This window comes from Hymenobacter negativus (assembly GCF_016056375.1).
Classification (GTDB): domain Bacteria; phylum Bacteroidota; class Bacteroidia; order Cytophagales; family Hymenobacteraceae; genus Hymenobacter; species Hymenobacter negativus_A.
On the sequence record NZ_JAEDAE010000002.1, the window covers coordinates 24,611 to 38,639 of the forward strand.

Annotated in this window: 9 protein-coding genes; 7 read left to right on the top strand and 2 right to left on the bottom strand. The window is 61.5% G+C overall.

What is annotated here, in order from left to right; all coding sequences use genetic code 11:
• Positions 1-53: 53 nt before the first annotated feature.
• The 3 genes from I7X13_RS04940 (at position 54) to I7X13_RS04950 (ending at position 4,518) form a co-directional block, all read left to right on the top strand.
• Positions 54-821 (top strand): DUF4097 family beta strand repeat-containing protein, encoded by a 768-nt coding sequence (locus I7X13_RS04940; protein ID WP_198074609.1) that lies wholly within the window; start codon positions 54-56, stop codon positions 819-821.
• Between the two features lie 125 nt (positions 822-946).
• The gene (locus tag I7X13_RS04945) at positions 947-1,645 is read left to right on the top strand and encodes a DUF4097 family beta strand repeat-containing protein (RefSeq protein ID WP_198074610.1); all 699 of its coding nucleotides are present in this window, start codon (positions 947-949) and stop codon (positions 1,643-1,645) included.
• A 308-nt stretch (positions 1,646-1,953) separates the two neighbouring features.
• Positions 1,954-4,518 carry a DUF5916 domain-containing protein gene (locus I7X13_RS04950; RefSeq protein WP_198074611.1) on the top strand — a complete coding sequence of 855 codons (2,565 nt, stop codon included), beginning with the start codon at positions 1,954-1,956 and terminating at the stop codon, positions 4,516-4,518.
• Positions 4,519-4,665: 147 nt separating this feature from the next.
• Here the strand turns inward: I7X13_RS04950 and I7X13_RS04955 are convergent, their stop codons facing one another.
• The gene (locus I7X13_RS04955; RefSeq protein WP_198074612.1) at positions 4,666-7,368 is read right to left on the bottom strand and encodes a putative Ig domain-containing protein; all 2,703 of its coding nucleotides are present in this window, start codon (positions 7,366-7,368) and stop codon (positions 4,666-4,668) included.
• A 338-nt stretch (positions 7,369-7,706) separates the two neighbouring features.
• Between I7X13_RS04955 and I7X13_RS04960 the strand changes: the two genes are divergently transcribed.
• From I7X13_RS04960 to I7X13_RS04970, 3 genes are all read left to right on the top strand, one after another.
• Positions 7,707-8,501, top strand: coding sequence for a HipA family kinase (locus tag I7X13_RS04960; protein WP_198074613.1), 795 nt, complete (start codon positions 7,707-7,709; stop codon positions 8,499-8,501).
• A complete protein-coding gene (locus tag I7X13_RS04965; protein WP_198074614.1) occupies positions 8,479-8,862 on the top strand; it encodes a DUF3037 domain-containing protein in 384 nt (127 codons plus the stop codon). The genes I7X13_RS04960 and I7X13_RS04965 overlap by 23 nt, the downstream gene beginning before the upstream one ends.
• Before the next feature lie 74 nt (positions 8,863-8,936).
• Positions 8,937-10,856, top strand: coding sequence for a right-handed parallel beta-helix repeat-containing protein (locus I7X13_RS04970; protein WP_213019034.1), 1,920 nt, complete (start codon positions 8,937-8,939; stop codon positions 10,854-10,856).
• A 96-nt stretch (positions 10,857-10,952) separates the two neighbouring features.
• Here the strand turns inward: I7X13_RS04970 and I7X13_RS04975 are convergent, their stop codons facing one another.
• Positions 10,953-13,070: a glycoside hydrolase family 97 protein gene (locus I7X13_RS04975; RefSeq protein WP_198074616.1), complete on the bottom strand. Its 2,118-nt coding sequence runs from the start codon at positions 13,068-13,070 to the stop codon at positions 10,953-10,955.
• A 611-nt stretch (positions 13,071-13,681) separates the two neighbouring features.
• On the opposite strand from I7X13_RS04975, the gene I7X13_RS04980 reads away from it, so the two are divergent.
• Entirely contained in the window at positions 13,682-13,822 is a 141-nt protein-coding gene (locus tag I7X13_RS04980; RefSeq protein WP_198067131.1) for a hypothetical protein, read from the top strand.
• Positions 13,823-14,029 lie beyond the last annotated feature (207 nt).

Genomic DNA, 14,029 nt, shown 5'->3' on the forward strand with positions numbered 1-14,029 from the left:
CCCCGCGCCCTACGGCCAGATTGCTTTAACAATAGCTAACTCCCTCAAATACCATGAATAAGCTCTTATTACTCGCCTTTTCGGGCCTGCTACTCACCCAAACCAGCCACGCCCAGGAATTCAAAACCAAGCTCAACGCCAAAGACCCCAAAGTCGTCATCGACATGCAGGGCAGCGAAGTGACGGTGGAAGGCATCGACGGCAGCGAGCTGGTGATAAAAGGCGACGGCTTTGAAGAAGCCCCCGAGCGCGCCAAAGGCCTGCGTCCCATCTACAACTCGGCGGTGGACAATACTAAAATCGGCCTTGCCGTGACGCAGGACGGCAATACGGTACGCATCACCCGGGCCTCGCGTAAGGAAGCCAGCTACGTTATCCGGGTGCCGCGCAATGCCTCGGTGCAATACAAGCAGGCCGGCTGGAACGGCAGCGGCGACCTGGTGATGCGCGACCTGAACGGCGACATCGAAGTGAGCATGACCAGCGGCGACATCAGCCTGAAAAATGTGGCCGGCCCCGTGGTGGCCAACGCCGTGAGCGGCGACATTCAAGTGCGTTTTGCGCCCATGCGCCAGGGCCCCAGCTCCATCTCCACCGTGAGCGGCGACGTGGACGTAAGCATGCCCACCAACACCAAAGCCACCCTGAAGCTGCGCTCCGTATCGGGCGAAATCTACACCGACTTCGACCTGAACCTGAAAAGCCAGGACAACCTAAACCACATTGGCGGGCAGGTGGTGGATGGCAACATCAACGGCGGCGGCAACACCGTGTCGTTCAAGACGGTGAGTGGTGATATCTACGTGCGGAAAGCGAAGTAACGATACCTCGCGCGAGGAACCTCACCCCCGGCCCCCTCTCCTTGGGGAGAGGGGCCGGGGGTGAGGTGACACGCGCATGAACAGATTCCCTGAATACCAACCCCAACCTCTATTCTTCTAACGCCATGCGCCAGTTCCTATTCCTCCTTTTGCTGGTGTGCGCCACGGCCGCCCGCCAGTCGGTTTCGGCCCAGAAAATCATCGAGAAATCCGCTAATCTGACTGCCGGGCAGCGCGTGTTTCTGAATTTGAAGCAGGCCAGCAATATCCGCATCCGGCCCGGGGCGGCGGGCAAAATGACCATGAAGGCCACCGTCAGCATCAACTCGAACCGGCTGAACGATGCTCTGCAAATCGACCTGAACCAGACCGGCGACGAGGTGAAATTAACCGCTGACTTTGACAAGGAAATGCTGCGGAAGGCCCAGCCCGGCGACTGCCCCGGCACCAATGGCGACCGCAACATGTGGTACGGCCAGCAGGTGTGCGACGACATCGCCTACGAAATCACGCTGCCCGCCGACGTGGTCCTGCGCGTGTACACCTACAGCGGCAACGTAGACATTGTGGGCCTCAATAACGCCATCGAAGCCAAGTCGCTGAGCGGTTTCGTGGACGTGGCCTGGCCCGCGTCGAAGGGCGCGGAGTTGGCGCTCAAAACCGTTACGGGTGAGGTGTACACCGACCAGGATATTGCCTTCAATAACGAGATGCGCAAAAATCCCATCGTGGGCTACCAGCTCCACGGCACGCTCAGCGGCAGCGGCCCGCTCGTCAAGCTCGAATCCATCAGCAACGACGTTTATTTCCGCAAGCGGAAGTAACCAATCCCAACATGCGGAGTTTCCACGCGAAATGGCGCCACAACGGCTGCCAGATGGGATTTTTATTGCCTGACTAAAATGACTCGCCGCGGAGAATGCCGGGTTCCTGATGCCCCGGCAACCGCGCCAAATTTCTGACAAATGAAGCTGGGGCACCGCCCGGGCCGGTCTGCAAGCCGGCCCGGACGGGAGAGGTATGGCCCGCCCATCTGGTGAGTGTGCGCCGGTCGCAGCCCGCCCCAGCCCATTGTCGGCAGGTCCCGAGTCCTCCTTGAATTGCTCCTGAACGCACTTAACTACCCTTCACCATGCTACACACCTTCTTTCTGCGCACCTGTTTTCTGTTGGTTGCAGTGCTGGGGCTGGCCCTCGCGCCGGCCCTGGCCCAAACCCCGGCGGCCACTGCTGATACCAAAGCCGCCGCCACGGCCGCCCCCAAACGCCAGCTGGCGGCCCTGCGCATCGCGCAGCCCATCAAGCTCGATGGCGTGTTGGACGAGGGCGCGTGGCGCGAGGCCCTGCCCGCCACCGATTTTATTCAGAATCGGCCCAAGCCCGGCCCGCACGAAAAGTACCCCACCGAAGTGCGCGTGCTGTATGACGATGCCGCGATTTACGTGGGGGCCATCATGCACGACGTAGCTGCCGACTCCATCCCCCGCGAGCTGACGGCGCGCGACAACTTCGGCAATACCGACTTTATCGGGATTTTCCTCGATACTTACCACGACCAGCTCAACGGCTACGCCTTTTTTGTGACGACCGGCGGCGTACAGATGGATGCCCGCTACTCGCCGGCCGGCGGCGAGGATTTCAACTGGAACGCCGTGTGGGAAAGCCGCACCGCCCTGCGCGGCACCGACTGGGTGGCCGAAATGCGGATTCCGTACTCCGCCATCCGCTTCAGCACGGCCGATGTCCAGCGCTGGGGGCTTAACTTCATGCGGCAGCGCAAGCGCGATAACGCCGCCTATTTCTGGAACGAGGTGAAGCCGCAGGTAGACGGCTTTGTGAACCAGTGGGGCGACCTGACGGGCGTGCAGGGCGTGAAGCCGCCGCTGCGCCTCTCGCTCACACCCTACGTGTCGGGCTACGTGAACCACAACCCGCTGAGCGCCGACGGCACCAAACAGCTCACCACCCGCTTCAACGGCGGGGCCGATTTGAAGTGGGGCATCAACGAGAGCTTCACGCTGGATGCCACGCTAGTGCCCGATTTCGGGCAGGTGCAGAGCGACAACCAGGTGCTTAATCTCTCGCCGTTTGAGGTGCAGTTCAACGAGAACCGGGCCTTTTTTACGGAAGGCACCGAGCTGTTCAATAAGGGTAACTTGTTTTATTCGAGAAGGGTAGGGGCCACGCCGGTGGGCTTTTATGGCGTGACGGCGGGCGCGAATGAACTCATCGTGAGCAACCCCTCCGAAACGCCGCTGCTGAATGCTACCAAGGTATCGGGGCGCACCAGCAAGGGGCTGGGCGTGGGCGTTTTCAACGCCCTGAGCAACGACACCTACGCCACCATCCGCAACACCGAAACCGGGCAGGAGCGCCAGGTGCTCACCCAGCCGTTCTCGAACTACAACATCGCCGTGCTCGACCAGAGCCTGAAAAACAACTCCTATGTTTCGCTCATCAACACCAACGTGACGCGGGCCGGCAGCACCTACGACGCTAACGTGACCGGAGGCCTGTTCCGCTTCGCCAACAAGGCCAACCGCTACGCCATCGACGGCCGCGCCATTTACTCGCGCCGCCGGGGCACCGAATTCGGCACCACCAACCAAATCAACGACCAGGATGGCTACAAATACCGGTTAGGCGTGGGCAAAATCTCGGGCAATTTCACCTGGAACCTGAGCCATGGCATCGAGTCCGATACCTACAATCCGAACGATTTGGGCATTCTGTTCGGCAACAACAACATCACCGAGTCGCTGGATGTGAGCTACGGCAAGTACCAGCCGTTCTGGAAGGTGAACAACCTGTATCTATTTGGCAACGTGACGCATTCGCTGCTCTACAAGCCGACGTTGTACCAAGCGCTCAACTTCTACCTCGGGGCCAACACCACCTTCACCAAGAGCTTCAACCAGCTGGGCTTCGACCTGAACGTGGACCCCGTGACGCACGACTTCTACGAGCCGCGCACCGCCACGCTGGGCGAGTACTATGTGCGGGTACCCGAAAACACCCGCTTCACGTTCTTCTTCAATTCCGACTCGCGCAAGCCGGTGGCCATCAACTGGAACGCTGGCTTCCAGAGCTACGGCCACGACGAGCGGCTGGTCCGCGCCCGCCGCACCGGCTACAGCCTGGGTTTCTACCCGCGCTACCGCGTAAACACCCACCTCACCTTCCGCTACAGCGTGGACTGGAGCCTGCGCCAGAACCAAATCGGCTACGTGAACGGCGGCCTCGACGCGGCCCAGGCACTCGACCAGCCCTTCCTGGGCCAGATTCTGCTGGGCCGCCGCAACGTGGCCACGGTGGCCAACGTGGCCTCGGTGGCCTACACGTTCACCAACCGCATGTCGTTCACGCTGCGTGTGCGGCACTACACCAGCAACGTGCGCTACCTCGATTTTACCACGCTCGGCAAAGACGGCGTCGAAACGCCCGCCGCCTACCAGCGCAACCGCGACAACACCTACAACGCCTTCAACGTGGACGCAGTGTATTCGTGGTGGTTCGCGCCCGGCTCGCAAATCAGCGTGGTCTGGAAAAACGCCGGTTCCACCTATTTGCAGGCCAACGAAGCCACGCCGCAGTTCTTCGATAATTTCAACAACACCATCAACACCCCGCACAATAACTCGCTGTCGGTGAAGGTGCTGTACTACCTCGATTACCTCACGCTCAAGCGCCACCGCTAAGCGTAGCGCTGTCATTCCGACGCAGGAGGAATCTGGGATAAATCGTTTGAACGAGTTTACCCAGATTCCTCCTGCGTCGGAATGACAAAAGCAAAAAGCCCTCTGTCGTGCTGACAGAGGGCTTTTCTGTAGATGAAGCAGCGAAAGCTATTTCGTCACCATCAGCTGTTGGGTCTGGCTTTGGCCTTTGCTCACGAAACGGCACAGGTAAATGCCGGTGGGCCAATGGCTGGCATCCACCTCGAGCGGATAGTCGCGGCCGGCCTGGGCTTCGCCTTCGAACAGGGTGGCTACAAGCACGCCCATCTGGTTGTAAACCTGCACCGTAGCAGCCGACGTCACGGGAGCCCGGAAGTTCACCACTGTGCTTTTGGCTACCGGGTTGGGATAGGCTTCGAGCACCAATTGCGCCGCCGTGCTCGCGGTACCGGGCATCGACGTGCCGGTGCAGCTGCCCAGGTAGTCGTCATGCGTCGAGCCGGGGCCGATGTGCGCCGGTACGGCGTTGGGCGAAATGCAGATTTCGTGGCCGTTGTGGCACACCAGCACCTTGGGATTTTTGGGGTTGTTGCCGCAGTTGGCATCAATCACGCTCAGCGTCACGGACGCCGACGTCTGGCAGCCGGCGGCGTTGGTGGCCGTCACGGTGTAGGTGTACTGGCCGGCCGCCGTGGGCGCAAACACCGGGTTGGCGATGCTGGCGTTGCTCAGATTAGTGGCCGGGCTCCAGCGGTAGCTCACGCCGCCGCTGGCGGTCAGGGTAGCCGTCTGGGGGCCGTAGCCGAGGAAAATAGTGGTGGGCTGCTGCACCACCACGGGGTTCGCCAGCGAAACCGTGACGGTGGGCGGCGTGGCCGGGGCAGGGTCTTTCAGCGTGGCCTGGGCGGTGGCGGTGCAGCCGTTGGCGCCAGTTACTACCACGGTGTAGGTGCCCGCACCCAGCTGCGAGAGGTTCTGGGTCGTGGCCTGGAAGCGGTTGGGGCCGGTCCAGGCGTAGGTGGCGGGGGCCAGGGCACCCGTCACGGCCAGGGCAATGCTGCCGGTGCTGCTGCCTGCGCAGCTCGGGTCGGTGGCGGTGGGCACGGCGGCCACGTTGCAGGCCATTACGGTGATGACAAACGTCTGCGAAATGGTGCCGTAGCTGTTGCCGTGGTGGTAGATGTCTTCGGCTTCCAGCGTCACGCGGTGGGTGCCCACCTGCGCCAGCGTGGGCGTGCCGCTGAGCGTGGCCGTGCCGTTGCCGGGGTATATCAGCTGCAGCCAGCTGGGCAGCACCGAGGCCGTGATGGTCAGCCGGTCGCCGTAGGGCAGGTCGGGGTCGGTGGCGGTGATGTTATACGTGAACGGCTGGCCCACCGTGCGGGTCAGGTTGCTGGGCTGCGAGGTGAAGGCCGGGGCCGAGTTGATGATGAAGCTCAGCGCGTGGGTGGCCTGCTCGTTGTTGTTGTCGCGGGCCACGAAGGTGGCGGCGTGCGGGCCCCAGTCGGCCAGCACGGGCGTCCAGTTCAGCTGGGTGCTGGTGGGGTTGGCAGCGGCGGTGGGCAGCGCGGGCGCAAAGCTGGCCGAAGCCGGCAGGCCGGCCGCGCTGGCAATGCTCACCCGGTTGCTCGCCACCGGCGACGACGCCTGAATGGTGTAGCGCAGGGCTGTGCCGGGCGTTACCTGCACCACGCTGGTGTTGGCCGGCGTGGGGGGCACGTCGAAGCGCGGCTTCTGACTCACTTCAATGGTGACGGACGTGGAAGTTTGCACGCCGGCCAGGTCCTGGGCCACGAAGTTGATGATGACCGTGCCCAGGTTGGCCGCCGTGGGCGTCCAGGTGAAGGCGGTTTGCACGGGGTTGCCGTTCAGGGGCAGAGTGGGGGCGGTGGTGGCCGCCGCCGGCAGCCCGAAAGCCTTCAGGTTCACCACGTCGTTAGGGTCGCTGTCGGTGGCGCGCACGCCAAACGTAACCGCCTGGCCCGGCGACACCTGGTACACGTAGCCGTTGGGCGGCGTGATGCTGTAATCAAACACCGGGGCCGTGGAAGCCGCCGTGATGTTAATCAGGAAGTCGACTAGGATGCTGGTGCGCCCGTCGCTCACCTTAATCACGCCATTGAACAGCTGGCCCACCGTGCGGCCTACCGTGCTGAAGGTGGCGGCGCCCGTAGCCGGGTTCACGGCCAGGGTGGGGGCGTTGGTAAAAGGTTCATTGTTGATGTCGGCCGAGGTAGCCAGCGAGTAGGTCAGCGCGTCGCCGTCGGGGTCGCTGGCGGGCAGCTGAAACGTAGCGGCGGCCTGGCCCACGGCCAGGTTCACCACCGGGGCCAGCGTCGACACGGGCGAGTTGTTGCCCGAGCCGGCATTCACCAGGGTGCTCACGTACCAAGTGCTGTTGGCGTTGTTCGACAGGGTGTAGATGCGGCAGCAGTCCGAGAAAAAGGCCCGGTAGTTGCCGGCCGCCGCGTAAGTGTGCGTCACCACTGCTTCGGCATAGAAGCTGTCGCCCGGCACGTCTACCGACGTCACCACCAGGTTCATGTTGCCGGTCGTGCCATCGCCGAAATTCATTACGTCATTGAATACCGCGCCGGGCACCGGGACATTATTGGCGAAGGCGCCGAAGCTGAGCCGCCACGCCTGGCTCACCTTAAACTGCACCGTCAGCTTGCTGGGGTCGGTGGACACGGTGCGCCAGGTTAGGGTGCCGTAGCGGAAGTGGCTGGCCTGCGCCGGCGCACCGGCTCCCAGCAGCAAACCCAGCATTAGCAGCGTCCAAAGCACGAGCCGGCCGGCTGGCCGGGCTGCTGTCCTGGGCGGCGCAAGCGCCGTACCCTGGTTGTTTTTAGCAAAGTCGAGTTGTTTCATGGGTAAGAAAATTGAGGTGAGAATTAAATATGAATTTTTAAAGAATTTTGAAATCAAAAATTGGATGCAAGTAGATGGGTATTATTGTAATTGTTATACGAAAATATTATTGAAGTGCTAATTTGACGCATTATGAATGATATAGTTCAAATGTAGAAGGTTTTATCGGTCATCCAAATAAATGTGAAATATTAATAAGGTGTTTTTTGTGGAATCTAGCTTCACTGCCAGATTCCGGGCTCGGATAGGTGCATGCGCTCATCCTGGCCGCTGCCGCTGCCGGCCCAAAGCCCGAAATTGACCGTCCTTTGCCGGGCTATTTTCTCTCTATCTGCTGTATGCCGGCCCCCAGTATTCTTGAACTCCGCACCGTAGCGCTGACGCGCTACGTGACGCCGCTCCGCGAGGGCGGCTCGCTGCCGGCCCTGATGGAGGCCGACGACAACTTCCTCTACGTGGTGAAATTTCGGGGCGCGGGCCAGGGCGTAAAGGCGCTGATTGCCGAGCTGATTGTGGGCGAAATAGCCCGCGTGCTGGGCCTGCGCGTGCCCGAGCTGGTGTTTTGCGAGCTCGACGAATCCTTCGGCCGCACCGAGCCCGACGAGGAAATCCAGGACCTGCTGCAAGCCAGCACCGGCCAGAACCTGGCCCTGCACTACCTCTCCGGAGCCATCACCTACGATGCGCTGGTGACCACCGTGGAGCCGCGCCTGGCCTCCCAAATCGTGTGGCTGGACATGCTCACGCTGAACGTAGACCGCACCGCTCGCAACACCAACATGCTGATGTGGCACAAGGAGCTGTGGCTTATTGACCACGGCGCGGCCCTCTACGTGCACCACGCGGGCCCCGAGTGGGCCGCGCCGCGCCCCCGCCCGTTTCCCCAGATTAAAACGCACGTGCTGCTGCCCCAAGCCAGCGAGCTGGCCGAAGTCGATGCCGAGTACAAGGCCAAACTCACGCCCGCAATCCTGCGCGCCATTGTGGCGCTGGTGCCCGATGCCTGGCTGACCAACGGCCACGGCACCGCCGAAGACCAGCGCCAGGCCTACGTGGGCTTCCTCGAAGCCCGCCTGGCCGCCTCAGAAACCTTTGTTCAGGAAGCCCAAGATGCCCGCAATGCACTTATTTGAGTACGCCGTGCTGCGCGTGGTGCCCCGCGTGGAGCGCGAAGAGTTTCTGAACGTGGGCGTCATCGTGTACTGCCGCTCGCTGGGCTTTCTCGAAACCCGGTTTGCGCTGCCCGAAGCCCGCCTGCTGGCCGTGGCGCCGGATTTGGATTTGGCCGAAATCACGGCCCGCCTGCAGGCGTTCGAGCGCATTTGCCGGGGCAAAGCCACCGGCGGCACCATTGGCCAGTTGCCCATTGCCGAGCGGTTTCGCTGGCTCACGGCCACGCGCAGCACGGTGGTGCAGTCGTCGGCGGTGCACCCGGGCCGCTGCCTGGATGCTGGCGCGACGCTGGCGCGGCTGTTTGCCGATTTGGTGTTGTGAGGCGTCACCTAAGGTAGCGCGGCTTATATGACCGCTGCGTGTGCTATTCCGGATGTATCACCGTTAATATCAGCATGAGGAATACATTGAAACCTGCCAATACCGCGCCTGCGGCGCCGCAGCTGCGCCTGTTGCTCGCCGGCCTGGTGCTGTTGCTATCCGTTGGCCTCGCCCGTGGGCAGGGGGGCGCTGTGCTGCGCAAAGACCTGAAAACCGACTTTGGCGCCGTAGGCGATGGCAAAACCAATGACCAGCTGGCCTTCGAGCGGGCCGCCGCATTTTTCAACAAGCGCGCCAAAGAGACTCCTGCCCCCACGGCCTCGGCCGTGCTGCGCATTCCCAAAGGCGTGTACCTGGTGGGCCGGCAGGACGAGGCAAACCAGGGCGTGAACGTGCTGCATCTGGTGGGCTGCCGCAACCTGACGGTGACGGGCGACGACAGCGCCAGCACCGAAATCCGCTACGTCGACAACCAGCGCTACGGTTCCTTCGACCCCGCCACCAAGCGCCGATTCGATGCTCCCAACGCATACTTCACGGACGGTAAATACGCGGTTTCGGTGGGGCTTTGCCTGGTGCTGCAGGAGTGCGACAACGTGCGGGTGGCCAAGCTGAATATCAACGGCAATAGTCCGCACACGGTGGTGGGCGGGCATTGGGGCGATACGGGCATTCAGCTGAATTTCGACGGAATTTTTGTGCGCAACTCGCGCCGCGTTATTCTGAGTCAGTTGGCGCTGCACCATTTCGGGCGCGATGGCATTCAGGTCCTCAACCAATTGGCCAAAAGCCTCGACGACCCCCAACGCGAAGGCATTGTGCTCGAAAACTCGACCTGCAACTACAACGGCCGGCAGGGACTGTCGCTCACCGGCGTCAACGGTTTTCGGGCCGTGAACTGCAGCTTTAGCCACACCGGCCAGGTGATAGTGTCATCGATAGGCAAAGCGCTGGTGTCCAGCCCCGCTGCTGGTGTCGACCTGGAGCCGCAGGACGGTTTCGTAACCAATGTAGACCTGGAAAACTGCCGTTTCGTGGACAATGCCGGCCAGGGCATCGTATCGGACCGGCCCGAAGGCAATTACCCGGCTTCCACCAAAAATATTGTGATTTCCAATAGCTTGGCCTGGGGCATCACCAATTGGTCGGCGTGGATTTCGCAGCCCGGCGTACTGTTTCGCGACTGTCGCTTCTACGGAGCCTTTGTGCACGGCTGCAAAGCCGCTACCCCCGCCGACGCCACGCGTTTCATCGGCTGCACCTTCGAGGACCGGCCCTACCACGGCAAGCCCGCATACGGGCCGTTCACGCTGCATTCCGAGTCCTACGCCCGCAGCATGAGCTTCACCAATTGCCAGTTTATCGGCACGCACGGCTACCTGATTCACGCTGTTCCGGCCGCTACCGACACGGCCAGCCTGTTTCACCTGCGCGGGTGCACGTTTTTGTTCGATTATACCCAGCCGCCGCAGGGCTCCTACGACAAGATTCTGGGGGCGGTGTTCAGCGGCAACAATGCGTTTCGGGACGGCCCACACCGCACCAGCGCCCACCGCAGCGCCCTGATGCTGGGCAGCGGCGGCGTGGTGGGCACCACCGTGCTGCGCGCGCCCGGCAGCCTGCAGCTGCTGGCGCCCAACACCTATTGCCTCGTGCAGAGCGGCCTCGACATCGGCCGGCAGCCGGCCCACGCCCGCGACTCGGCCCTGGTGCTGGTGGCCAACAACAATGCACTGGTTATCAATGAAACACCTGGCAAAGTGCCCGAGCTCTACATTGGGCCCACCTCGCGGCTGGTAGTGAAAAAAGGCGGCGCGCTGGAAATTCTGCGCAACACCAAGGTCACCATCGCCGGGCAATTGGTAATTGAAGACGGCGCGTATTTCTTCCGCGACCCGCTGGCTAAGTTCGCCATGGTGGGCAAGGGCCGGCTGCGCGTCAGCCCCAAAGCCCTGCTCACCAAGCATCCCCGGCTATACTCCACTTACTATTGATGCCATCGGATGGGTACCAACGAAAACACTCCGATAAAACCTGGCAAACAGGCTCTACCGGAGTGTTTTCGTTACTGGTTGCCTCAGCGTCGGCCGCTATCGCGCTTCTACCACGCTGATGGCGTAGCCGCCGCCCGGTGCGCAGTACTGCGTCAGCTTGGTTTTGCGCGTCACCGGCATCTTGCGGATAGTATAGGCCTGCGGGTTCTTCTCGTAGTGCGCGTCCTTGGCGTCGGCGTAGATGGTGGCTACGTACTTTTTGCCGGGGTCGAGGAAGCCGAAGTTGATGTTTGACGTGCGGCCGTTTTCATCGCAGGTACTACCGATAAACCAGCTGTTCTTGCCCTTGGCCTTGCGGGCAATGGTGATGTAGTCGCCGGGCTCGGCTTCCAGTACGTGCGTGTCGTCCCAGTCCACGGCCACGTCCTTGATGAACTGAAACGCGTCGAGGTGCTGGTTGTAGTGTTCGGGCAGGTCGGCGGCCATTTGCAGGGGCGAGTACATGGTCACGTACAGGGCCATTTGGCGCACCAGGGTGCTGTGCACAAAGGACTTGTTGTTGGGGTTGAGGGCGCTGATTTTGGTCTGGAAAATGCCGGGCGTGTAGTCCATCGGCCCGCCGATGAGGCGGGTGAAGGGCAGGATGGTGGTGTGGTCGGCGTTGTTGCCGCCGAAGGATTCGTACTCCGTGCCGCGGGCCGCTTCGTTGCCGATGAGGTTGGGGTAGGTGCGGGCCAGGCCGGTGGGGCGCACGGCCTCGTGGCCGTTCACCATGATGTGGTGGTCGGCAGCTTTCTGCAGCACGTAGTTGTAGTGGTTAATTACCCATTGGTCGTAGTGGTGGTGGCCCAGCGGCACGATGTCGCCCACGTAGCCAGTTTTCACGGCGTCGTAGCCGTACTTGTTCATGAAGGCAAAGGCCGTGTCTAGGTGCCGCTCGTAGTTGCGCACCGAGCCCGAGGTTTCGTGGTGCATTATCATCTTCACGTGCTTGCTGGCGGCGTACTGTTGCAGTTCCGGCACGTTGAAATCGGGGTAGGGCGTCACGAAATCGAACACGTAGTCCTTGTGCTTGCCGAACCAGTCTTCCCAGCCGGTGTTCCAGCCCTCCACCAGCACCGCGTCGAAGCCGTGTTTGGAGGCGAAGTCGATGTATTCTTTCACATGGGCCGTGTTGGCGCCGTGCGTGCCGTTGGGCTTCACCTTGTTGTAATCAACGGAGTCCAGCTTGATGTTGTCCATGTTAGTGTACGACCACGTGCTCTTGCCTGTAATCATCTCCCACCACACGCCCACGTACTTCACCGGCTTTATCCAGCTGGTGTCCTTGAACTTGGTCGGCTCGTTGAGATTCAGCACCAGCTTCGATTCCAGAATATCGCCGGCCCGGTCGCTCACAATCACCGTGCGCCAGGGCGAAAGCGCCGGCGTCTGAATCAGGCCCTTGTCGCCCACCGCGTCGGGCGTGAGGTGCGATTCCAGCACGAAGTTCTTATCGTCGAGCTCCAGGCTCATGCACGAATAGTCAATCAGCGCTGCCTCGTGGATGTTGATGTACAGCCCGTCCTGGCTCTTGAGCATGAGCGGCGTTTGCAGGCCGGTGGGCGAGAAGGTGGTCTGCGAAGCGTTGCCGGTCACGGCCGACTTCATCAGCCCGCGCACCTCCGACAGCTTCGACGTCACGGTGCTGTATTCCTGCGTGTCGTAGTCGCCGGGCAGCCAGAAGGCCTTGTGGTCGCCGGCCAGCGCAAACTGCGTGCGCTCTTCCTTAATGGTAAAGTAGTCCAGCTTGGGCTGGCGCGGAAACTCGTAGCGGAAGCCCAGCCCGTCGTCGAACACCCGGAACCGCACCCGAATGCTGCGGCCGGTGGCGGCCTGCGCCAGCGTCACGGCCAGCTCGTTGTAGTGGTTGCGAATGGTTTTTACCTCGCCCCACACCGGCTGCCAGCTCTCATCGAAGCTGCGCTGCTTGCTGTCGGCCACGGCAAAGCCGCTGGTGAGCGCGGGCGCATTCTTCAGGTCCAGCCCCAGCTTGCTGGTTTTGATGACGTCGCGGCCTTTGTAGGTGAGGTGGTAGGTGGGCACGCCGTCAGTTTGCAGCGCAAATTGCAGCGTCAGTTGCCCGTTGGGCGACTTGATGGTTTGGGCCTGGGCCGTGCTCCAAAGCAGCGCCAGGCAGCAAAGCGCCAGCAGCCGGTGGGTATAGTTCAGCATCGCAGAAGGGAAAAAGAATTGGGAATAAGTTGTGCAAACGGTTGATTTTGGCCTGGCCCGGAAACCGAAAAACCCCGTTTGCTGGTGCAAACGGGGTTTAAAATGGATATGCAGGGACTCGCGCTAGCTGGGCCATTCGGGTATTGGTTAACCAAAAAAAGTCCTCTGGTGGCCAGTATGACACTTTTTGAATGAGCCAAAAGTCTAAATTAATCGGGTTGAGTCAGGGGGCATCCGTGTAATTGCCCCGGGGTGCCCCCCGCAAAAGTAAGGTCTGCTGCTTTAGCGCAGCAATTTGCGAGGGGTTTCCTCATGGCAAAAGTGTCCTTTTCATTCACCCAACCCAAGACCAAAAGACCGACGCCATTTCCAGCTTCCGGGCTTTTGACGGACGGCGCGTGAAGGCGTGTGCCTGGGCTTAAGCATCCAGCCGAAACGATTTTAGCATGCCCAGTTGGTAGCGCAGCTGTACTCAGAAGTAGTCGGCTGCGCTGCTATCGGGGCTCGGCGGGCTCTAAACCCGTATTTTTCTCCCGCTTGATTTACGGGAAAACCCGGGCAATAAAGTAGTTACCGGGACGGAGCTTTGTAGGCAGCTTTCCAGCCTATACATGTCCGCCGTTATGATTATCTGCCACGAGCTACTACCCGCCAGCTACCTGCTGGCCCTGGCTCCCGCCGCCGCCACCAACGAAGCCGAGCTGGCCGCGCACCTCGCGCATGCCTGCCGCAGCGGCAAGCCCGCCGTGTAAGTCGACTGCCGCCTGCTCCATCATTTATCCGTCACGGCGGTCTGGCTGCTGTGGTCGTGCCAGCAGCGCCTGCAGCGCCGGCATGCCCGGCTGGTGCTTTGCCAGGTGCCCGCGGCGGTGGCGCACACCCTGTAGCAAGTGCTGGCTGGCACCGGTGCTAAGTTGCTCATGGTGCCTTCGCTGGATGACGCGGAAGCCTTGCAATAA